At 67.7% G+C, this 21176-nt stretch carries 23 protein-coding genes and 1 pseudogene; 18 read left to right on the top strand and 6 right to left on the bottom strand.

The features are described from left to right. On the bottom strand, nucleotides 1-867 hold an 867-nt coding region (locus tag CLG85_RS14990; RefSeq protein ID WP_260349492.1), incomplete at its 3' end, for an enoyl-CoA hydratase/isomerase family protein. Between the two features lie 190 nt (nucleotides 868-1057). Then, nucleotides 1058-1270 (bottom strand): hypothetical protein, encoded by a 213-nt coding sequence (locus CLG85_RS14995; protein WP_095883958.1) that lies wholly within the window; start codon nucleotides 1268-1270, stop codon nucleotides 1058-1060. Nucleotides 1271-1645: 375 nt separating this feature from the next. Here CLG85_RS14995 and CLG85_RS15000 point away from each other — a divergent pair, with 375 nt between their 5' ends. The 6 genes from CLG85_RS15000 to CLG85_RS15025 all read left to right on the top strand — a co-directional run bounded on the left by CLG85_RS15000 (nucleotide 1646) and on the right by CLG85_RS15025 (nucleotide 5712). Then, nucleotides 1646-2509 (top strand): MBL fold metallo-hydrolase, encoded by an 864-nt coding sequence (locus tag CLG85_RS15000; protein ID WP_095883964.1) that lies wholly within the window; start codon nucleotides 1646-1648, stop codon nucleotides 2507-2509. Between the two features lie 117 nt (nucleotides 2510-2626). Then, complete coding sequence (locus CLG85_RS15005) at nucleotides 2627-3055, top strand: YeeE/YedE family protein (protein ID WP_095883959.1); 429 nt, start codon at nucleotides 2627-2629, stop codon at nucleotides 3053-3055. 1 nt (nucleotide 3056) lies between these two features. Then, complete coding sequence (locus tag CLG85_RS15010) at nucleotides 3057-3509, top strand: DUF6691 family protein (protein WP_095883960.1); 453 nt, start codon at nucleotides 3057-3059, stop codon at nucleotides 3507-3509. A 10-nt stretch (nucleotides 3510-3519) separates the two neighbouring features. After that, complete coding sequence (locus tag CLG85_RS15015) at nucleotides 3520-3948, top strand: protein tyrosine phosphatase family protein (RefSeq protein ID WP_095883965.1); 429 nt, start codon at nucleotides 3520-3522, stop codon at nucleotides 3946-3948. Between the two features lie 112 nt (nucleotides 3949-4060). Next, entirely contained in the window at nucleotides 4061-4399 is a 339-nt protein-coding gene (locus CLG85_RS15020) for a YciI family protein (protein ID WP_095883961.1), read from the top strand. Between the two features lie 131 nt (nucleotides 4400-4530). Continuing rightward, the gene (locus CLG85_RS15025) at nucleotides 4531-5712 is read left to right on the top strand and encodes a GAK system CofD-like protein (RefSeq protein ID WP_095883962.1); all 1182 of its coding nucleotides are present in this window, start codon (nucleotides 4531-4533) and stop codon (nucleotides 5710-5712) included. A 12-nt stretch (nucleotides 5713-5724) separates the two neighbouring features. On the opposite strand, the gene CLG85_RS15030 is transcribed toward CLG85_RS15025, so the two are convergent. Further along, complete coding sequence (locus CLG85_RS15030) at nucleotides 5725-7182, bottom strand: DUF2252 domain-containing protein (RefSeq protein ID WP_095883963.1); 1458 nt, start codon at nucleotides 7180-7182, stop codon at nucleotides 5725-5727. Between the two features lie 717 nt (nucleotides 7183-7899). Here CLG85_RS15030 and CLG85_RS15035 point away from each other — a divergent pair. The 6 genes and pseudogenes from CLG85_RS15035 (at nucleotide 7900) to CLG85_RS15060 (ending at nucleotide 12626) form a co-directional block, all read left to right on the top strand. After that, on the top strand, nucleotides 7900-8064 hold the full coding sequence (locus CLG85_RS15035; protein WP_260349517.1) for a GlsB/YeaQ/YmgE family stress response membrane protein: 165 nt from the start codon (nucleotides 7900-7902) through the stop codon (nucleotides 8062-8064). 106 nt (nucleotides 8065-8170) lie between these two features. Continuing rightward, nucleotides 8171-8482, top strand: coding sequence for a hypothetical protein (locus CLG85_RS15040; protein ID WP_095884369.1), 312 nt, complete (start codon nucleotides 8171-8173; stop codon nucleotides 8480-8482). Nucleotides 8483-8521: 39 nt separating this feature from the next. After that, the gene (locus tag CLG85_RS15045; protein ID WP_095884370.1) at nucleotides 8522-8788 is read left to right on the top strand and encodes a hypothetical protein; all 267 of its coding nucleotides are present in this window, start codon (nucleotides 8522-8524) and stop codon (nucleotides 8786-8788) included. A 151-nt stretch (nucleotides 8789-8939) separates the two neighbouring features. Further along, nucleotides 8940-9908: pseudogene (locus CLG85_RS15050) on the top strand (L,D-transpeptidase); the annotation flags it as partial. A gap of 127 nt (nucleotides 9909-10035) precedes the next feature. Then, on the top strand, nucleotides 10036-10539 hold the full coding sequence (locus CLG85_RS15055) for an SH3 domain-containing protein (RefSeq protein WP_260349495.1): 504 nt from the start codon (nucleotides 10036-10038) through the stop codon (nucleotides 10537-10539). 128 nt (nucleotides 10540-10667) lie between these two features. Then, on the top strand, nucleotides 10668-12626 hold the full coding sequence (locus tag CLG85_RS15060) for a multiheme c-type cytochrome (protein WP_260349497.1): 1959 nt from the start codon (nucleotides 10668-10670) through the stop codon (nucleotides 12624-12626). A 155-nt stretch (nucleotides 12627-12781) separates the two neighbouring features. Here the strand turns inward: CLG85_RS15060 and kduD are convergent, their stop codons facing one another. Then, the gene (gene kduD / locus CLG85_RS15065; protein WP_095880586.1) at nucleotides 12782-13525 is read right to left on the bottom strand and encodes a 2-dehydro-3-deoxy-D-gluconate 5-dehydrogenase KduD; all 744 of its coding nucleotides are present in this window, start codon (nucleotides 13523-13525) and stop codon (nucleotides 12782-12784) included. Then, nucleotides 13525-14349: a 5-dehydro-4-deoxy-D-glucuronate isomerase gene (kduI, locus tag CLG85_RS15070; RefSeq protein WP_095880585.1), complete on the bottom strand. Its 825-nt coding sequence runs from the start codon at nucleotides 14347-14349 to the stop codon at nucleotides 13525-13527. The genes kduD and kduI overlap by 1 nt, the downstream gene beginning before the upstream one ends. A gap of 337 nt (nucleotides 14350-14686) precedes the next feature. Here kduI and CLG85_RS15075 point away from each other — a divergent pair, with 337 nt between their 5' ends. Both CLG85_RS15075 and CLG85_RS15080 read left to right on the top strand, forming a co-directional pair. Continuing rightward, nucleotides 14687-15427: a FadR/GntR family transcriptional regulator gene (locus CLG85_RS15075; RefSeq protein ID WP_224844572.1), complete on the top strand. Its 741-nt coding sequence runs from the start codon at nucleotides 14687-14689 to the stop codon at nucleotides 15425-15427. An 18-nt stretch (nucleotides 15428-15445) separates the two neighbouring features. Continuing rightward, nucleotides 15446-15754 carry a cupin domain-containing protein gene (locus CLG85_RS15080; RefSeq protein WP_095880583.1) on the top strand — a complete coding sequence of 103 codons (309 nt, stop codon included), beginning with the start codon at nucleotides 15446-15448 and terminating at the stop codon, nucleotides 15752-15754. Between the two features lie 17 nt (nucleotides 15755-15771). Here CLG85_RS15080 and CLG85_RS15085 read toward each other — a convergent pair whose 3' ends face one another. Next, entirely contained in the window at nucleotides 15772-16680 is a 909-nt protein-coding gene (locus tag CLG85_RS15085; RefSeq protein ID WP_095880614.1) for an AraC family transcriptional regulator, read from the bottom strand. A 212-nt stretch (nucleotides 16681-16892) separates the two neighbouring features. On the opposite strand from CLG85_RS15085, the gene CLG85_RS15090 reads away from it, so the two are divergent. The 4 genes from CLG85_RS15090 to CLG85_RS15105 are packed head-to-tail and all read left to right on the top strand — an operon-like array spanning nucleotide 16893 to nucleotide 21104. Continuing rightward, nucleotides 16893-17774, top strand: coding sequence for a carbohydrate ABC transporter permease (locus CLG85_RS15090; RefSeq protein ID WP_095880582.1), 882 nt, complete (start codon nucleotides 16893-16895; stop codon nucleotides 17772-17774). 2 nt (nucleotides 17775-17776) lie between these two features. Further along, nucleotides 17777-18700: a carbohydrate ABC transporter permease gene (locus CLG85_RS15095; protein ID WP_095880581.1), complete on the top strand. Its 924-nt coding sequence runs from the start codon at nucleotides 17777-17779 to the stop codon at nucleotides 18698-18700. A gap of 4 nt (nucleotides 18701-18704) precedes the next feature. Continuing rightward, nucleotides 18705-19811: an ABC transporter ATP-binding protein gene (locus tag CLG85_RS15100; protein WP_095880580.1), complete on the top strand. Its 1107-nt coding sequence runs from the start codon at nucleotides 18705-18707 to the stop codon at nucleotides 19809-19811. Nucleotides 19812-19838: 27 nt separating this feature from the next. Beyond that, a complete protein-coding gene (locus CLG85_RS15105) occupies nucleotides 19839-21104 on the top strand; it encodes an ABC transporter substrate-binding protein (protein WP_095880579.1) in 1266 nt (421 codons plus the stop codon). The last annotated feature ends 72 nt before the right edge of the window (nucleotides 21105-21176 follow it).

Below are 21176 nucleotides of genomic sequence, written 5' to 3' on the forward strand. Positions count from 1 at the left end.
GCGCGCCGGCGTCATCGCGGATGCGGCGGCGCGCTCAGCTTTGGCCACGGCGCGCAGCGCGGCGCTGGCCTCGGTCTCGCGGCAGGTCTCGTAGGCATCGGCCTCGAACTCGAGCCCGCCCGCGAAGGGCAGCAGCTGCGCCGCCTCGACCGCTGCGACGATCTCGAGCGGGGCGGGGTTGCCGCTGCCTGCGACCTCGGCACGGCGCGCCGCGGCGGTCTGCTGGTAGGCAAGCGGCTCGGCAAATCCCTCGCGGCGCTGCGCGGCGGGACGCGGCCCCAGCCCCTCGGCACGCAGCTCCGCGCAGAAGGCGCGGGTCTCTTCCTCGAGCGGGCCCTGCGCGAGATGGTCCAGCAACCCCGCGGGCGCCGCTTCGAGCGCGAGGACCTGTCCCGAGAGCATCAGCTCCAGCGCCACCCCTGCCCCGGTCAGCCGCGGCAGCCGCTGGCTGGCCCCGGCGGCGGGCGTCAGCCCCAGCGCGACGTTGGGCAGCCCGAAGCGCGCGCCCGGCGCGGCAATCCGGTAGTGCGCCGCCAGCGCCAGCTCGGCGCCGGTGCCAAGTGCGGACCCGTGCAGCGCAGCGATCACCGGCTTGGCGCAGGCCTCGACCCGGCGGCAGAGAGTGGCGGGATCGGGAATGGCGTGCGGGCCTTCGAGTTCGGCGGGGTCGTCGCCCTCGGAGAAACAGAGCCCGGCGCCCTGCAGCACGATGCAGGCGACGGCGGGGTCGGCCTCGGCCCGGGAAAGCTCGGTCAGAAGCGCATCGCGCAGTGCGGGTGTCAGCCGGTTGGCCGCATCACCGGACATGATCAGCCAGGCGATCCCCTCGCCGATCCGCACCTCAACCGCGCCTGCCGCCTGCGCCATCTGCCCGCCTTTCCACTTGCCTGCGGGCGCAGACGCAAGCGCCCGGCAACCCGTTTCTTTCCTCATGCCTTGCGGCATCCCCGCGAGCTAGTGGGTTCCGAAAGGCGCGGCAAGACGAGAATCCGCCGCGCCGCCCCTTCCGGCCGCGCGGCGGTGGCGCCTGCAAGTGCAGCAGGCAGGGAACTGCCGATCAGATCGGCATGTTGTCGAAGCGCGCCTCGAGCTCGGCGTCGACCTCGCAGCGTAGCCGGTCGCGGACGTGGGAGGGCAATGCCACTCCCCGAACCCGCGCCTCGACCGCGAGGCGTTCAAGCTCTGCCAAGAGCGCGGCGTGTTCGGCGCCCTGCGCCTCGGCCAGAGCGCGTTCGACCGTATCGATGCGGCGTTTCAGTCTGTCGTCCATCACACGTCTCCTCCGTGTCGGGGTGCCCAGCCGGAGAGGCTCTCGGCAAGGGCCATGCCTGTGCCGGAACCGCAGAGCGGCTCCGGCCGCTGTCTTCCGATCCCGCCGAGTCGCGCCCGAAGGCGGCACACGACACGATCGCAGCCCCGCGGGAAACGGCGGCGCTCCCCGCGGAAGCCTTGAATTCGCTTGCAGTCCTCCCGCGTCGGCGCGTGTGGAAGACCCGGTCGGGGGGGCCACGACGGACCATGCCCGAACCTTGGGAATCCTGCACCAACACGCCGATGATGACCATGATATGCGTCAATCGCAACGAATCCTTGAACACACATTCAGTTTTATCTATATGAATGCCAAACGGAGGATCGTTCCATGATGACACCTGAGGTCACCGCCTTCTTTGACGAGGCCACCAACACCATCTCCTATGTCGTGCGTGACCCCGCCGGCAGCGCCTGCGCGATCGTCGACAGCGTGCTCGATTTCGACTACGCCTCGGGCCGCACCGACACCCGCTCGGCCGATGCCATCATCTCCTTCGTCAAGGAGAAGGGTTACAAGGTCGAGTGGCTGCTCGAGAGCCATGTGCATGCCGACCACCTTTCGGCCGCGCCCTACATCCAGCGCGAGCTGGGCGGCAAGATCGGCATCGGCGAGCGCATCACCGTGGTGCAGGACACCTTCGGCAAGGTGTTCAACGAGGGCACCGAGTTCCAGCGCGACGGCTCGCAGTTCGACCAGCTCTTCGAGGAGGGCGACAGCTTCCACATCGGACAGTTGCGCGGCGACGTGCTGCACACCCCGGGCCATACGCCGGCCTGCCTGACCTATGTGGTCGGCGATGCCGCCTTCGTCGGCGACACGCTCTTCATGCCCGACTTCGGCACCGCCCGCTGCGACTTCCCCGGCGGCTCGTCGGAAACGCTCTTCGCCTCGATCCAGAAGATCCTGGCGCTGCCGGACGAGACTCGCATCTTCGTCGGCCACGACTACAAGGCCCCCGGCCGTGACGACTATGCTTGGGAGACCACCGTGGGCGAGCAAAAGGCGCTCAACATCCATGTCGGCAGCGGCAAGTCCGCCGAGGAGTTCGTCAAGATGCGCGATGCGCGCGACGCGACCCTCGCCATGCCCAAGCTGATCATCCCGTCGCTGCAGGTGAACATGCGCGCCGGCCAGATGCCGCCCGCCGACGAGAAGGGCGACGTTTTCCTGAAGGTCCCGGTCAACAAGCTCTGACCCCGAAAGACCACCACTCACCCACAACAGCGCGTTCCGCTTCCGGGCGGGGCGCGTCCCTCTCATTCAGGACAGCGGCCACATTCAAGGACGGCCGCGCGACAAAGGAACGGGCAAATGCCAATTGATTGGATTTGGGGCCTGATCGGCGGGTTGCTGATCGGCACCGGCGGGGCGGTCTACCTGCTCATCAACGGGCGGATCATGGGGGCCTCGGGCATCATCGGCGCGCTGGTCGACGGCTCGGCCGGCGACAGCAAGTGGGAGCGTCTGAGCTTCCTTGCGGGGGTGATCCTGCTGCCGATCCTGCTGCTGCCGCTCTATGGCGGCGCGGTCGACACCCATATCACCGACAACATTCCCGTGCTGGTCGCCGCCGGCCTGCTGGTCGGCCTCGGCACGCGGCTGGCCAACGGCTGCACCTCGGGCCACGGTGTCTGCGGCATGTCGCGCCTGTCGCTGCGCGGCTTCGTCGCCACCTGCTGCTACATCCTCGCCGGCGGTGTCGGCGTGGTGATCTTCCGTCACCTGCTGGGAGTGATCTGACATGGGCAATTCCTCTCCGGCCCGCCTCTTCTTCGCCCTCGTCGCCGGCGGCTTCTTCGGTGCGGGCCTGTTCATCTCGGGCATGACCGATACCGCCAAGGTGCAGGGCTGGCTCGACGTCTTCGGCGCCTGGGATCCGACGCTGGCCTTCGTCATGGGCGGCGCGATGATTCCGATGGCGCTGGCCTGGCTCTTTGCCCGCGGCAGGACCCGCGCCGCGCTCGGCACGCCGCTGCCGCCGCAGCCGGGCACGCAGATCGACCGCAAGCTGGTGATCGGCTCGGTGCTTTTCGGCATCGGCTGGGGTCTCGCTGGGCTCTGCCCCGGCCCATCCATCGCTTCGCTGAGCTATGGCGGCACCGGGCTCTATGTCTTCGTCGCGGCGATGCTCACCGGCATGGTCGTGGCCCCGGCCCTGCGCAGGAGACTCGACAAGCCAGTGGCGGCGGAATAACCGTTTGGCCATGGATCTGAACCGCATCACCCCCCGCTACACCGTCTCGCCGCAGATTGCGGTGGAGGATGTTCCCGCCCTCGCCGAGGCCGGCTTCACCCTGGTCATCTGCAACCGGCCCGACGGCGAAGTGCCGCCCGAGCTGCAGGCCGAGACCATCGGCGCCGCAGTGCGCGCCGCCGGCATGGAGTTCGCCGTGCTGCCGGTCACCCACGACGGGCTGACGCTCGACCTCGTGGCCGAGCAGGCCGCGCTGATCGAGAACGCCCCCGGTCCGGTCTTCGCCTACTGCCGCTCGGGCACCCGCTGCGCCACGGTCTGGGCCATGGGCCAGGCGGGCAAGATGCCGACCGACGACATCCTGCTGGCCACCGCCAAGGCGGGCTACGCGCTCGACGGGATGCGCCCGACGCTGAACGCCATCGCCGAGCGCGGCTGACCCCTGGCCGACATGACCCGAAGGGCCGTCCCATGGGCGGCCTTTTGCGTATCCGCGCCTCGCGCCCAAGCCCGGCGCTTGCCAGCCCGCGGGCGCCAAGGCACCCTGCCTCATGACCAAGTTCCTGATCTCCTTCCCGGCCGAAGCCATGCAGATCACCGACGAGGAGTTCCCCGAGGTGGTGGCCGCCTCCCATGCGGTGATCGAGGCGGCCAAGGCGGCCGGGGTCTACGTCTTCGGCGGCGGCCTCGATGAGAGCGTCCCGCCGGTGCTGGTCTCCGCCGACGGCAGCGTGTCGCCCGAGATCTACCGGGGCAGCTTCCTGAACGGCGGCTTCACCGTGCTCGAGGTGCCGACGCGGTTGGAAGCGCTGGACTGGGCACGCAGGATCGCGCAGGCCTGCCGCTGCCCACAGGAGCTGCGCGAATTCATGTACGACCCGGCAAGCTGACCCCTCCGCAAACATCGACACCGGCAGGAAAAAATCCGCCGCCGCCGCCCGAAGGGCCTTCGCAGCGGCCTCGGGCTCTGGCAAGGTTCGCGGCGACGCGCGACAGGGCGGAGACCAGAGCGAGTGGCCGGATGACCAAGATCACCCTCCAGCGCAGCGCCGAGCTGCCGGATGACCTGCGCGTCGCGCGCTCACTCAGCGCACCGCACCTTGGCCCACGGCTGCTGTTCTTCAGTGGCGGCAGCGCGCTCAACAAGATCTCGCGGGCGCTGAAGCGCTATACCTACAACTCGGCGCATCTGATCACCCCCTTCGACAGCGGCGGCAGCAGCCAAGTCCTGCGCGAGGCCTTCGACATGCCCGCGGTGGGCGATCTGCGCAGCCGGCTCATGGCGCTGGCGGACGAGAGCGAGCTTGGCCAGCCCGACATCTACGCGCTCTTCAGCCACCGGATGCCCAAGGCAGTGCCGAACGCCCCGCTGCGCGCCGAGGTCGAGGCGATGGTCGCCGGAACCCACCCGCTGGTGAAGGCGGTCTCCAGCCCCATCGGCCTTCTGATCCGCGACTTCCTGCGCGCCTTCCTCGTCGCAGCGCCGATGGATTTCGACTTCCGCAATGCCAGCATCGGCAACCTCATCCTCGCCGGAGGCTACCTCGCCCACGGGCGGCTGCTGGAGCCGGTGCTGTTCCTCATGTCGAAGATGGTTGACGTGCGCGGCACGGTGCGCGGCGTGGTCGATTGCAACCTGCAGCTCGGCGTCGAATTGGCCGACGGCCGACAAATCCACGGCCAGCGCCAGATCAGCGGCAAGGAGGCACCGCCGATCGAAAGCCCCATCGTGCGGCTCTTTCTCAGCGAACACGGCAAGGAAGTGGTCTCGGGCTCGGTGCCCCTGCCCAAGCGCAATCGCAAGCTGATCCGGCAGGCCGACCTCATCTGCTACCCGCCGGGGAGCCTCTTTTCCTCGGTGATCGCCAACCTGCTGCCCGCTGGCGTCGGGCGCACTGTCGCGCGTTGCGAAGTGCCCAAGGTCTATGTTCCCAGCCTCGGCACGGACCCAGAAGCGCTGGGGCTCGGCCTTGCCGACCGGGTCGCCGCGCTCCTTGCGCCGCTGCGCGCCGATGCGGGTATGGAGGTGCCGAGCACGCGGCTGATGACCCATGTACTCTGCGACACCTCAGAGGATCCCGTTGCCTGCGCAGAAGTCACCGCGCGCCATGGCATCCCCTGCCACCGGCTGCCGCTGGTCAGCGACGAGCCCGAGCGCTACGACCGCGAGCTGGTCTGCGCCGCGCTGGTGTCGATGGTCTGAGGGTCTGTAGCCTCAGCGGTACCGCTTCTCGGTGACCTCGAAGGCCCCCAGCTTCAGGTCGCGCCGGAACATCGCGTGGTCGCGCCGCAAGCGCTCCACAGCTTCCTCGGCGAAGCAGAGGATGTCGTCGATGAAGAGCTTCGCCGGTTCCATCGCCTGAAGGATCGCCGGCTCGATGTCGTAATCGAGCTGGCCCAGATCGTCCGAGCGCGCATGCGCCTGCGCCAGCGCGTGCCCGCAGGCATAGGCGTAACGCTTCCACTCCTTCTTCGACAGATCATCGAGATCGGCGTCGTTGCGGAAGGGCGCGCGCTCGCGCGACATGAAACTTTCCCCCTCGATTTCGACGTTGCCGTAGAAGACGTCGCCCTGCGCAAGATGCACCGACTGACCATGGGCGATCCGGTCACCCTGATCCCCGGCATCGAAGTCATGCGCCGGCACCAGCCCCTCGAGCGCCGAGCGACGCGCTTTCTTGAACTCGATGATGATATCGTCCCGCGCATCGCCGGATGGCCCCTCGAGCAGCACGTAAAAGCGCGGCAGCCCCAGCGAGGCAGTCCCCTGCCCGTGCCGCATCGCCACGTCCTTGACCTTCAGCGGGCCGTGCCGTCCGCCTGCCTCGATGCCGTTCTGCCCGGCGAGCGCCTTGACCAGCTTCTGGAACTCCTCGGTGCGGCTGCTCACAGGGGTCAGCTCGTCATTGGCGCGAAAGCCGCGGCCGGTCTCGTCGAGGTAGCGCTTCCCGAGCCAACGCTCGCGCGAGCGCCCGGCCTTGCCGAAAAGCGGGCGGATGATGTCCGGACAATTGTCCTCGCGCATCTCGACATGCCGCTCGGTGTTGTGCTCGGCGAAGAAGGACATCCCGGCGCGGTAGCCTTTGAGGAAATGCCGGGCGATCTTGCGCTGCTTCTTGCGACTGAGCCCGCCTTCGACCTCGGCGGCGATCATGAAGCCCGCGGTGCCGCGCTTCAGATCCCAGACGAAGGGCCCATAGATCACGTCGTCGAAATCGTTGACCCCGAAGATCGGCACGTTGTCGGCATTGGGCATGACGCCGAAGTTACCCGGGTGCACGTCGCCGAGGCAGAGCACGGTGGGCATGCGGGCATCCTCCCCGGCCATGTCGCGGTGAAACAGCAGCGACGTGCCGCGGAAGAACGAGAAAAAGGACTCCGAGAGCACTCGGAATTTCTCGTCCGCCCCCGCCGCCTTCTGGTCAATGCGCACCATGTGATCCTCGATGATCGTGCTGCGCACGTGCAGCCGCCGCGCCTGCCCCGTCAGGTCGCGCGGGCGGAACACCGCGGCCTCGGCATCAGCGCGGCGCGCGAGCCGGGCGTAATCCTCGGTGCGCTGGCGCATCTCGCCAACTGGCTCCGCCGCGCCCGACTTCGGGGCCCCGCCTGATGCGGTCTTGGGTGTCTTCTTCGCAACGTCCTGCGGCTCGGTCTTCTGCGTCGTGGTCATCCTGCCCTCCGTGCGGCCTGGCTGAGCTTCCAACATGAAGCGCGCCGTCCGGGTTCCGAGCCGATCGGCCCGGCAGAGTTCCGCCGGAAAAAGATATTTCTCGAATGTATGATATCATTCCGGGCATTTCCGCTAACCTGATCCCGTTATCCGGTGTGAATTTCTTTCGAATCAAACGTTTTACCCAGTTGCCCGTTGCCGCAGCGCCCCAAGCCCGTGACCGATCCAGCCGTTTCCCCGCGCCGCTCCGGCACTGCCTCTAGAGTGCATGATTTCAAGGGTGGACTATGTTGACTGCAGCCCGATCCGACCTTTCCTGCCGCGCCCGGACGCGCCGTCCCGCGACTGCAGGGGTGTCGCCTGCCTTGGCAGCCGCCCGACCCGGCCCGCAGCCGGGCGTCCCTCCCCTCGCTCCTCTCCATGACCTTCGCCCCCGCCGGGGTCCGTCGCGCCGCGACCGGCCCCGAGGGCAGCCCCCGCGCAGCCCGCGCGCTCTCACGCAAGGAGACGACACCATGAGAAAATTCCACATCCTCGCCGCCGCCGCCCTGGCCGCGCCGCCTGCATGGGCACAGGAGACCACCGGCACCGCGACCGGAGACGCCATGGCCAGCGGCGGCAACGCACTGGTCGGGCTGCTCACCACCCTGATCATCGGCGCCATCGTCGGCTGGCTGGCCAGCGTCATCATGAAGGGGGGGCGGATCGGGCATCGTGATGGACATCATCCTCGGCATCGGCGGCGCACTTGTCGCGGGATGGCTCTTCCCGATGATCGGCGTCTCCTTCGGCGCCGGGCTGATCCCCTCGATCATCGCTGCGGTGATCGGCGCGATTATCCTCATCTTGATCGTCCGCCTGCTGCGCGGCGCGGCACGGTGAGACCTGCGGCCTTCCGCCCGCCGCGCGCGGGCGGGAGCGCTGTACCGCCCAGCCTCGGCCCAGGCAGCAGAGGCAGGGTCCTCGACACCAAGGGAGACTGACCGACATGAGACACCTCGACAGATTTGCCAGGGCCGCCTTCGGTATTGCCGTGCTCGCGGCGCTTGGCGCCTGCGGCGGCTCGGAGGAGCCTCCCGCCGGCATGCGTCCGGCAACCGAGGCCGAATCCGCCTGCCTGCGCGACATCGCCAAGGCCGCCGGGACCACGGACATCGCGCTGATCAGCTCCGAGAGCTCCGAGACCGGCACCATGGTGAAGGCCCGCGTCGGCGACGACCGCACCCATTGGGACTGCATCGCCTATCCCGACGGCACGACCGGCGAGATCATGGCCGAGCCCCATATGACCGAGGGCTGACCCGGCCGGCCGAGACAGTCGCAGCCGGAGAACTGAGCGATGCGGGCGCTGACGGGCGGTCTCTTCTGGGCCCTGGTGCTGGCGTACGTGGTGGCCCTCGGGGCCTACCTGCTCGGCCAGTTCGGCCTCTTCGGAACCCCGAAGGACCCGCTTGCCGGCGTCTTCCTCATTCCGCTCGGCCTGCCATGGAACCGGATGATCGATGTCTTCCCCGAGACGTCCTGGCCCTGGCTCGCGGCCCTTGCGCCGCTTCTCAACATCCTGCTCGTGGCGCTGCTGCGCCGCGGGCTCTCCCGATCCCGCTGACACCCCCATCCGCCCCCTACGAGTCCCCAGCCGATTGATGCCATACCGCCCGACGCCCTCCCCGCCTCCTCCGACGCCCCGCCGAGTTCCCCCATGCTGACCCGCCGCAGCCTGCTGCGCGCCGGGGGGCGCGGCGCTTGCGCTCGCCTCCCCGGCGCGGGCCCAGGAACTGCCGCTCGAGATCGACCGCATGGTTCCCGGCGAGTTCACCTGGCACCCCGAGCGGGCCCCGCAAGGGCCGGTGGCGGTGATCGTCTCGCTGCCCGAGCAGCGGGTGCACGTCTATCGCAACGGCCTTCGCATCGCGGTCTCGACCTGCACCACCGGCATGGCGGGGCACGAGACCCCGACCGGCGTCTTCACCATCCTGCAAAAGGACGTCGACCACCGCTCCTCGCTCTACAACGACGCGCCCATGCCCAACATGCAGCGGCTCACCTGGGACGGCATCGCGCTGCATGCGGGCAACCTGCCGGGCTACCCGGCCTCGCATGGCTGCGTGCGGCTGCCCACCGAATTTTCCCGACGGCTTTTCGAGGTCACCCATCTCGGCACGCCGGTCATCGTCTCGGGTCACAGCAGCGACCCGTGGGAGCTGATCCACCCCGGGTTCGTGCTGGCGCGGCTGAGCGAGGCCGAGCTTGACGGCGCGGTGCGCGATCTGGAAGTCCACCACCGCCCCTCGGACTGGCCGGAGGAGTGGGATCCGTCCGATCCCTTTCCGATCACCACCGCGCTCGTCACCTCCCCCGACCGGCGCATCACCCTGCTGCGCGACGGGCGCGAGGTGCTGACCGAGAGCTTCCTGCTCGAGGACGACCGCCCGCTCGGAGAACACGTGCTGGTGTTGAGCGCCGCCGAGCAGGGCCGGCTGCGCTGGCTCGGCGTCACCCACCAGCCCGACCCAGAGCGCCCTCTGCAACCCGAGACGAGCATCCTTGACCGGTTGGTGCTGACCTCGGTGACCCGCGAGCGGCTGCTGAGCTATGCTCACCCAGGGCTGACGCTGGTGATCTCCGACATCGCCGCCACCCCCGACCGCCGCTCGGAGCGCGGCTTCGTCATCATGGAAAGCGGGCTCCTGCGCTCGCCGGAACCAGAGGAAGCCCCCCGCCCATGAACCCCGCCTGCCCCCTGCGCGCCGCCCTGCTCCTCGTCCTGCCGCTGGCCGGCCCGCTGCAGGCGCAACCCACCCCGCCGCTGCCGCAGAGCGCCTTCGTCTATGTCACCGCGACGGCAGCCTGCGGATGCGCGGCGCCCCCACGACCGAGGCCCCGGTAGTCACCGAGCTCGACCCCGGCGCGCTTCTGCGCAACCTCGGCTGCGTCGCGGACCCGCAGCCCTGGTGCCAGTTGCAGAGCCTCGATGGGGCGCGCGCGGGCTGGGTCTCGGCGGTCTATCTCGCGCCCTTCGCCGGTGCCGATCCGGCGGCGCTGAGCAGCCCCTCCGTGGCCGCGACCGAGACAATGCAGCTCGAGCTGCGCGGTGGCCTCACCCAGGGCACGCTTGGCGCGGGCGGCATCCTCGACCTGATCACCAGCGCCCCGCCGGACCAGGCGGTGACGCTCTCGCTCGACGCGCCAGGCAACATCGGCATTGCCGCCTTCGTGCGCCCTGCCACGCTGCTCGCCCGCGGCGATGCAGGAGCCCCGATCACCCTGGTCCTGCCTGAGGGCGGAGACCTGCTGATCCGCCTCGCCGATCGCAGCGGCGCCGGCGGCAACTGGCAGCTCCTGATCAGCCTCGACTGACGCACATGACATCCCGAGAACCTCACCAAGGGTTGACGCCGCGACATCCCTCGGAAAGGATCGTCCGAGCGTCGCCGCGCGCCGCAAGTTGTTTTTCTGCCAGAAATTTTTGCTCCGGATTGCCCTCCATGCCGCACTGCCTCGCCGCCCTCCTGATGTCCCTCGCACTGGCCTTGAGCGCCTCGGCCGCGCTCGCGCAGGACTACCTCGGCTCAGAGCGCTGCATCACCTGCCACGAGGCCGCCGGGGAGGCCTGGGAGGGCTCGCATCACGCCCTCGCCTGGACCAAGCCGACCGCGGACAACATCCGCGCGAATTTCGACGGCACCGAGTTTACCCTCGGCGACATGCAGGCGCGCTTCAGCCTGAAGGAGGGCGGCACCCCGCATGTCAGCGTCACCGAGCGCGACGGGGTGACAACCGAGTACGACGTGCATTCGGTGATCGGCGTCGAGCCGCTGCAGCAATACATCCTCGAGACCGAGCCGGGCCGGCTGCAGAGCTTCGACGTGGTCTGGGACACCGAGAAGGGCGGCTGGTTCCACCTCTATCCGCAGCAGAACTACGCCCCCGACGACGGTCTGCACTGGACCGGCCCCTACAAGACCTGGAACAGCCGCTGCGCCGCCTGCCATGCGACGGGCTTCGAGGCCAATTACGATCCGCAGACCCGCAGCTTCGCCTCTAGCGAGGTCGAGATCGGTGTTGGCTGCGAAGCCTGCCACGGCCCCGGCTCGGCGCATGTGGACTGGGCGGAAACCTACAAGACCACGCAGGAGGCACCGCCACCCGCCCATGGTTTCACCGTCGACATGTCCGAGCCCGCGCAGATGATCGCGCAATGCGCCTCCTGCCACTCCCGCCGCGAGCCCTATACCGACGGCAACCCGGTCCCGGGCACGCCCTATCACGACACCTACAACCTCTCGCTACTGCGCGAGGGCGCTTATGAGGCCGACGGTCAGATCCTCGACGAGGTCTACGTCTACGGCTCTTTCCTGCAATCGAAGATGTACGCCAAGGGCGTAAGCTGCTCGAACTGCCACCTGCCGCATGAGGCCGAGCTGATCGCCGAAGGCAATGCCGTCTGCGCCCAATGCCACAGCCCGGCGGGCAACCCCGAGTTCCCCTCGCTGCCGCTCAAGGTCTTCGACGGGCCCGAGCACACCCACCATCCCGAGGGCTCGGCCGGGGCCGAGTGCAAGAATTGCCACATGGTCGAGCGCGTCTACATGGGCAACGACTGGCGGGCGGACCATTCCTTCCGCGTGCCGCGACCGGACCTCGATGCCGTGACCGGGGCCCCCGACGCCTGTACCACCTGCCACGAGGACGAAAGCCCCGAGTGGGCCGCCGCCAAGCTCGAGGACTGGTTCCCCGAAAGCACCCACCGCGGCCCCCATTACGGCGAGGTCCTCGCCCACGGCCGCCGCGACCCGCTCCGCGCCGCGCCCGAGCTGCGCAGCCTCTCGCAGGACAGCGACATGGCCGGCATCGTGCGCGCCACGGCGATCTACCTGCTGGAGCAGGCAGGCGACCCGGCCGAGGCCGCGGCGCTGGAGACGCTGCTCAAGGACCCCGACCCGCTGGTCCGCAGCGCCGCGGTGCGGCTGCAGCGCGCCGCCCCCGCCATGGAGCGCGCGCCGCGCATCATGAATTCGCTCAGCGATCCCTCGCGCTCGGTGCGCATGGCGGCGGCGCAGTCGATGCTCGACGCGCAGATCGCCCATATGCCCGGCCGCTACGAGCGGGCGCTGCGCGAGGCCTTCGGCGAATGGCAGGCTTCGATGGCCAGCCGCCTCGATTTCCCGGAAACCCACCTGCAGATGGGCGGCATGGCGCTGGTGATGCGCAACCTGCCCGCCGCCGCCAATGCCTTTGCCGAGGCGACGCGGCTCGACCCGCAGCTCGCCGACGCCTGGATCATGCAAGTCCGCATTGCCTTCGCCGCGGGCGACGAGACCGGCGGCCGCGCGGTGCTGGACGAGGCGCTCCAGAAGAACCCCGACAACGTGACCCTGCAGATGATGCGCCGCGAGCTGACCGGCGAGGAGATGGATTTGATGCCGCCGCCCTCGGCGGACTAGGCCGACCGTCGGGCAGAAGGGGGGGCTCCGCCCCCGCCGCTGCGCGGCTCCCCCGGGATATTTGGACCTAGAAGAAAGGGCGGGCGCAATCGGCGAAGGGGAGAGCGATGCCCTCCCCTTCTTCTCTTTCCAGATACGCCGGACGGAGGCCGCCCTCAGCGGGCCAGCCAGCCGCCGTCGACGTTGAGCACCGCGCCCGTCACGTAGCGCGCCGCGCGCGAGCAGAGGTAGGCGGCGGTGCCGCCGATGTCCTCGGGATCACCCCAGCGCCCGGCGGGAATGCGCTCGAGGATGGCCTTCGAGCGCTCGGCATCCTCGCGCAGTGCCTCGGTGTTGTTCGTGGCGATATAGCCCGGCGCGATGGCGTTGACCGTGATGCCGTGCCGCGCCCATTCGTTGGCGAGGATCTTGGTGATCCCCGCGACCCCATGCTTGGACGCGGTGTAGGCCGGCACCCTGATGCCGCCCTGGAAGGAGAGCAGCGAGGCGATGTTGACCACCGCGCCTTCCTGCCCCTTGGCGATCAACTCGCGGCCGAAAGCCTGGCAGGTGAAGAACAGCGCCTTCATGTTGACGTCGACCACCGCGTCCCAGTCTTCTTCGGAATAGTCGACGCTGTCGGCCCGGCGGATGATCCCGGCGTTGTTGACCAGAAGCGTGTAGCCGGCGCCCTTGAAGACCTCCTTCGCGGCCATCGGGTCGGCGAAGTCGAGCAGCAGGCTGTCCGCCGTGCCGCCCGCCGCCTCGATCCTCTCCACGGTCTCGTCGCAGGCCCGCCGTCCGACACAGGTGACCGCGGCCCCCTGCCCGGCGAGCGCCACGGCGATGGCCTGGCCGATGCCGGTGTTGGCGCCGGTGACCAGCGCGCGCTTGCTCGCGAGCGAGAAGAGCCCGGACATCAGCGCAGGTCCTTGGGCTGGATGAAATCCATGTCGGTGTAATCTACGTTGTCGCCCGCCATCGCCCAGATGAAGGTGTACTTGCCGATGCCCGCGCCCGAGTGGATCGACCAGCTGGGGCTGACCACGCCCTCCTCGTTGGCAACGAAGAGATGGCGGGTCTCGTCGGGCTCGCCCATCAGGTGCAGCACGCGGCTCTCCTCGTCCATGCCCCAGTAGAGATAGGCCTCCATCCGGCGGTCGTGGATGTGGCTGGGGATGGTGTTCCAGACCGAGCCTTCCTCGAGCGCCGTGTAGCCGAGGATCAGCTGGCAGCTCTCCATCACCTGCGGGTGGATGAACTGCTTGATGGTGCGCTTGTTGGAGGTCTCGGGCGCGCCCATCGTCACCTCCTTGCAATCCGCCAGGGTGACCAGCTTCGACGGATAGCTCTTATGCGCCGGGCAGGAGGTGATGTAGAAGCGCCCCGGCCCCGAGAAGGTCACCGCGCCTGTGCCCATGCCGAGGTAGAGCACGTCGCCGCGGCCCATCTCGTAGGTCTCGCCGCCGGCCTCGACGGTGCCCGCCGCGCCGATGTTGACGATGCCCATCTCGCGGCGATCGAGGAAGTTCGGGGTCCGGGTCTCTTCCACCACGTCGAGCGTCAGAGTCCCCGCGCCGGGCACCGCCCCACCCATGACGAAACGGTCGTAATGGGTGTAGACGAGGCGGATCTCGCCGTCGCGGAACATGCCCTGGGTGAGGAAATGCTCGCGCAGTTCCTCGGTCCACATGTCGCGGGCCTGGGTCGGGTGGATGGCGTGGCGGGTTTCGACGGTCAGCATGTGCTCTCTCCCAGAATCTCTCAGAATCTCTGCCTGCACGGCCGGGACCGGCCGGGCTGTCGCGGCCAAGGAACCACGGATGGGCCTCGCCTTCAAGATGTTATCATACAACATTGCAAGGCAGTCAGACTTCAGGGCACGATCGGGACCGGGGATCGTCGGCAGGCAGAAGGACTTCTATCTTCTTGAGGCAATTCGGCGAAAACCCTTGCCTAACGCGTGTCACACCCCGGCGGTGGCGCCGAAGACGGCGGATCTTCCGGCCGCCGGACATGGACAGCCCCGGGGAAACCTGTATTATATGTATGGCCAAGCCAGGAACGAGAAGATCAAACACGTGACCGAGCAGAAAGTCAGGACGGCCCGCCCCTCGCGCAGCAGCGGCAAGACCCTCGTCGAACAGGTGCGTGACCGCCTGCGGGCTCAGATCGAGAGCGGGCAATACGCGCCCGGCAGCCGCCTGCCGAGCGAGGCGAAGATGACCGAGGAATTCGCGGTCAGCCGCACGGTGGTGCGCGAGGCGGTGGCCTCGCTGCGCTACGACGGGCTGGTGGAGCCACGGCAGGGCGCCGGGGTCTTCGTGCTCGACCAGCGCCCCGAGCTCGACCTGCCGTTCCAGAACATCGACTTCGTGCGCATCTCGTCGATGATCGAGATGCTCGAGCTGCGCACCGCGGTCGAGGTCGAGGCAGCGGGGCTCGCCGCGCTGCGCCGCTCGCCCGCGCAGGAAGAGTTGATCCTGCAGGCACTGGCCGAGCTGCGCGCCAAGGCCGCCTCGGGTGAGCCGACGGCGCTGGCGGATTTCGAGCTGCATCTCGCCATCGCGGATGCCACCAACAACCCGCGGTTCCGCGACTTCCTGTCGATGATCGGCGCCAGCGTGATCCCGCGCCATGCGCTGAGCGACACCAAGGACGCCGCCACCGCCCCCTACCTGCAGGCCATCGACGCCGAGCACGAGGCCATCGTCACCGCGATCCTCGACGGCAACGAGGATGCCGCTCGGCTGGCCATGCGCCTGCACCTCAAGGGCGCGCAGTCGCGCTATCGCAACCTGCTGCGCAAGTCCGCCCAATAGGCCCAACAGGAGGCTTCCATGAGCAATTTCCCCGTCGTCTTCCCCGACACCGGCGTCGCCCGGCAGGTGCTGGCCGACAGCCCCGAGCTGATGGTCGTCTCCTTCCGCTTCGAGACCGGGGCCAAGGGCGCGATGCATCACCACCCACACGTGCAGTCGACCTATTGCGAGAGCGGGCGCTTCACCTTTTTCCTCGGCGACGAGAGCTTCGAGGTGAAGCCGGGCGACAGCTTCGTCATCCCCTCCAATGCCAAGCACGGCTGCGAGTGCCATGATGCCGGGCGGCTGATCGACTGCTTCACCCCGCGCCGCGACGATTTTCTCTGACGCGGCGAGGCGGGCCGCTACGCCTGCCCCAGCGCCTTGGCCTGATCAGCCTCGTCCATCCCCAAGATCTGACCATCCTGCGCGCGCTTCACCCTTTGCTGGTGCGCGCGCGGGCTGAGGCCCATCTGCCGCTTGAAGGCGCGGCTGAAGTAATAGGGGTCGGCATAGCCGATCTCTCCGGCCACCTGCGAAGGGCTCATGCCGCGCTCGAGCAGCGACATCGCCCGCTCCATCCGGCAATATTCCTGATACTGGCGCGGCGTGCGGCCGAGCCGGTCTCGGAAGGCGCGGTGGAAGTAGTCGTCGTTGTAGGGCGCCGCCTCGACCGCCTGCGCCGCGACCTCGGGATCGAGCGGCGCGGTGGAGATCTGCGCCGCCGCCTTCATCACCGCGAGATCGATCGCCGCGGCCCCGTCGATGGGCACCGCCCCGCCCTGCCGCCAGCCGAGGAAGGCGTCATCCACGAAGGCGATCAGGAAGACCATGAAAAGGTGGTGCTGCATCAGCGTCACCGAGTTCGGCGGCGCGCTCTCGCGGTAGCTGCGAATGAGCGGCGCCAGCTCATCCCACCGCGACAGCCGCACCTTCCGCCGCAGGTCCATCTGCGCGATGAGATCGGTGTCGCCGTAAATCCCCAGCGTGAAATGCTGCGCCAGCCCGGTGTAGAGCCCCGCGCCTTCGTTCCAGCCGCAGAAGGTCTCGCCCCGCCGCAGCAGCATGGCCTCGCCCGGCGCCAGCGCAAAGCGCTCCGCGCCCACGATATATTCACCGCGCCCCTCGAGCGCGATCACCAGGTCCTCGACCGGGTTTTCCTTCTCGATCCGCCAGAGTTTAGAATGCTGCATGCGGATCGCCGAGCGGGTCAGCGTCAGCGTCAGCGCCGAGGCGGGCACCCGGTCGAGAATTGAACCTCCGATTTCGTCCATCTTTTTCGCCATCTTGGTGAATTCAATCCACGCTCGCCATCTGTCATGAATTCATCATACAACTGTGGAGGGCCGCCTGTCACCCGCCAGCCCCGAGGAGAGGGCCAGCTGAGGTCACGGGACGGGCGAATTCCGCACAGTTCGGGAGGACACATGCATATTTCGCCGAAGTCGGCCGCCACTCCGGCGGGCCGCGGCACGGGAGGCCGACCATGACGCGCAAGCGCATGCTGGGGCTTGGCTACCTGTCGCCCTACATCATCGGACTTCTGGTCTTCACGATGATCCCCTTCGGGGCGTCGCTCTATCTCAGCTTCACCGATTACAACCTCATGTCGGCGCCAAGATGGACGGGACTGGAGAATTACATCGATCTGTTCACCAAGGACCGGACGTTCCGCCGCTCGCTGACGGTGACGCTGATCTATGTATTCACCACGGTGCCGCTGAAGCTCGCCTTCGCGCTCTTCATCGCCTACATCCTCAATTACAAGCTGAAGTTCATCAACTTCTTCCGCACCGCCTTCTACGTGCCCTCGATCCTTGGCGGGTCGATCGCCATCGCGGTGCTCTGGCGCTACATCTTTGCCTCCGAGGGGCTGGTGAACATGCTGCTCACCGGGCTCGGCTTCGAGGCGGTGAACTGGTTCGGTGATCCGCAGAACGCGCTTTTCACCATCACCCTGCTGCGCTGCTGGCAGTTCGGCTCGGCCATGGTGATCTTCCTCGCAGCACTCCAGTCGATCGACAAGTCGCTCTACGAGGCGGCCGAAATCGACGGCGCGAGCAAGGCGCACTGCTTCATCTTCATCACCATCCCCCTCATCACTCCGGTGATTTTCTTCAACCTGATCATGCAGATGGTCCAGGCGTTCCAAGAGTTCAACGGCCCCTACATCATCACCCAGGGCGGCCCGCTGAAGTCCACCTACCTGCTGCCGATGTACATCTACGACGAGGCCTTCCGCCGCTTCGACATGGGCTATGCCTCGGCCATCGCCTGGGTGCTCTTCGTGATCATCATGGTGCTCACCCTCGCGGCCTTCTGGTCCTCGAAGAAGTGGGTCTATTACGCCGGCGACAAGCGGAGCTGAACATGACCGATATCTCACACGCTTCAGATGTCCTGAGTTCCGGCGCCGATGGCCTCGCCGAGGCCCGCGCCGCCAACGCCCGGCAGATCCGCAATGCCAAGATCTCGGCCGCGGTGCGCTACATCATCCTCTTCGGTGTCGGGCTGCTGATGCTCTACCCGCTGATCTGGCTGGTGGGCGCGTCCTTCAAGACCAACGCCGAGATCTTCGCCAACCCCGGCTTCATTCCTCAGGAACCCACCACCGAGGGCTACGTGAAGGGCTGGGAGACCTCGACCCCCTACACCTTCGGGCGGTTCTTCCTGAACTCCTTCCTGATCATCATCCCCAAGGTGATCGGCACGGCGATCAGCTGCACCATGGTGGCCTATGGCTTCGCCCGCTTCGACTTCCCGCTGAAGAAGCTGCTGTTCGGCTCGGTCATCGCCATCCTGCTGCTGCCCAACGTCGTGACACGCATCCCGCAGTACCTGCTGTTCCGCGACCTCGGCTGGCTCGACAGCTTCCTGCCGCTCTGGGTGCCCTCCGCCTTTGCCGGCGACGCCTTCTTCGTCTTCATGCTGGTGCAGTTCCTGCGTGCCATCCCCGGCGACATGGAAGAGGCGGCGCGGGTCGACGGCGCGAACAGCTGGCAGACGCTGGTGTTCATCGTGGTGCCGATGCTGGCCCCGGCGCTGATCTCGGTGTGCCTTTTCCAGTTCATGTGGACGATGAACGACTTCCTCGGCCCGCTCATCTACATCAGCTCGGTCGACAAGTACCCGGTCAGCCTGGCGCTGAAACTCTCGATCGACACGACCGAGGCGTTCGAATGGAACCGCATCCTCGCGATGTCCGTGCTCACCATCACGCCCGCGCTCATCGTGTTCTTCATGGCTCAGAAATACTTCATCGAAGGCCTCTCCGCCGGTGGGGTGAAAGGATAATCCAATGGCACGTCTGCAACTCAGCAAGCTCGAAAAGGTCTATGGCGGCGGCTTCAAGGCGGTGCACGGGATCGACCTCGACGTCGAGGAAGGCGAGTTCATGGTGCTGGTCGGCCCCTCGGGCTGCGCCAAATCCACCACGCTGCGGATGATCGCCGGGCTCGAAGAGGTCACTTCCGGCGAGATCCGCATCGGCGACCGCATCGTCAACGCCCTGCCCCCGGGCAAGCGCCGCATCGCCATGGTGTTCCAGAACTACGCGCTCTACCCGCACATGAAGGTGCGCTCCAACCTCGCCTTTGGCCTGCGCCTCGCGCATGTGCCGAAGGCCGAGCGCGAGGCCGCCGTGCAGGAGGTCGCCCGCATCCTCGAGATCGAGCCCCTGCTCGACCGGCTGCCGAAGCAGCTGTCGGGTGGTCAGGCGCAGCGCGTGGCCTTGGGCCGGGCGCTGATCAAGAAGCCCGAGGTGTTCCTCTTCGACGAGCCGCTCTCGAACCTCGACGCCAAGCTGCGCGCCTCGATGCGGGTGCGGATCACCGACCTGCACAAGCGCCTGAAGGCCGAGGGCCGCCCCTCGACCGTGGTCTACGTCACCCACGACCAGACCGAGGCGATGACCATGGGCGACCGCATCTGCGTTATGAAGGACGGCCACATCATGCAGGTCGCCACTCCCAAGGAGCTGTACGACCGCCCCGCAAACCTCTTCGTCGCGGGTTTCATCGGCTCGCCCGAGATGAACGTGATCGACGGCCAGATCGAGGGCACCGACTTCCGTCTCGGCGGGCAGGTGATCGCGCTCGACGAGGCCGTGCTGAACCGCATGCACAGCAAGCCGCAGGAGGCCGCGCTCGGCATCCGCCCGCAGCACATGAAGCTCTCGGCGGGCAACGGGCTGACGGCCCGGCTGCGCTCGGCCGAGTTCATGGGCCACGAGGTCTACCTGCACGCCATGCTTGAGGGCAAGGAGATCACCACCGTCGCCGGCGCCGCGGAATATGACGCGCTCGACCGCTCGGACGAGCGCATCCGCCTGACGCCCGATCTTGGCCACGCACATATCTTCGACCGCCAGAGCGGCCGGAACGTATCCCTGCCCCTCGCGGGCTGAACCGAAACCTAGGAGGAGGTTTTCACAATGAAGTCGACGATCAAGAAGGCGCTGCTCGCCAGCGCGCTGGTGCCCTGCGCCCTGTCTTCCGCAAACGCGGCCGATTTGCGGATGAGCTGGTGGGGCGGCGACTCGCGACACATCGCCACGCAGGAGGCGCTGAAGGTCTGTGGCGAGAAATACGGCCACACCATCGCCCCCGAGTTCACCGGCTTCGCCGGTTACCTCGAGAAGCTCACCACCCAGATGGCGGGCGGCACCGAGGCCGACCTCATGCAGGTGAACTGGCCCTGGCTGCCGCTCTTCTCGCGCGATGGCACCGGCTTTGCCGACCTGCAGGAGCTGGGCGCGGTGGACCTGTCGCAATACCCGCAGACCGACCTCGATGGCGTCACCGTCAAGGACCACGTTCAGGGCATCCCCGTTTCGACCACCGGCCGCGTCTTCTTCTTCAACACCACCACGCTTGAAGAGGCCGGCCTGAGCGCGCCAACCACCTGGGAAGAATTCTTCGGCGCCGCCGAGGCGCTGCGCGACAAGGAAGGCGACGACTACCGCCTGTTCAACGCCGTGTCGGAAAGCGCCCAGCTGCTGGTCTCGCTCGCCGTCACCCAGAAGACCGGCAAGGACATGGTCGACCCGGCCACCAACCGCGTCGCATGGACCCCGGAAGAGCTGACCGCGGGCATCGAGTTCTACCAGCGCATGGTCGACACCGGTGCCATCCAGTCGCGCCAGGACGAGGCCGCCGAGGGCAACGTGAAGCTCTACGAAAAGACCGCCTGGGCCGAGGGCAAAATCGCCGGCTCCTACGAGTGGGACAGCACCTACTTCAAGTTCTCCGACCCGCTGCAGGACGGAGAAGTGCTGACCGCCGTGCCGATGGTAACATTCGAGGACGCGGTGACCGAGGGCGTCTACCGAAAGCCCTCGATGCTCTTTGCCATCTCGAAGCACTCGAAGAACCCCGAAGCGGCGGCCGAGATCCTCAACTGCCTGGTCAACGAACCCGAGGGCATCGACGCGCTTGGCGACACCCGCGGCCTGCCGGCCTCGAAGGTTGCGCTGGAGCGGCTGCAGGCCGCTGGCCAGATCAAGCCCGAGCTGCTCAAGGCGCATGAGATCATGATGGCCTCCGAGGGCCCCGCCGTCTCGCCGTTTAACGAGCACCCCGAGCTGCGCGCCACCTTCGTCGATACACTCGAGGAGTTCGCCTATGACCAGGTCAGCGCCGAGGAAGCCGCCGAGTACATCATCGAAGGCGCCAACGACGTGCTGAGCCAGTTCGACTGACCTGAGACCTCCCTCAGGTCTTCCAAGGGGGCGGCCCCACCGCTCGGGGCCGCCCCGCTCCCCACCCAGACG

The sequence above is a fragment of the Alloyangia mangrovi genome (assembly GCF_002300555.2).
In the GTDB taxonomy this organism is placed as follows: domain Bacteria; phylum Pseudomonadota; class Alphaproteobacteria; order Rhodobacterales; family Rhodobacteraceae; genus Salipiger; species Salipiger mangrovi.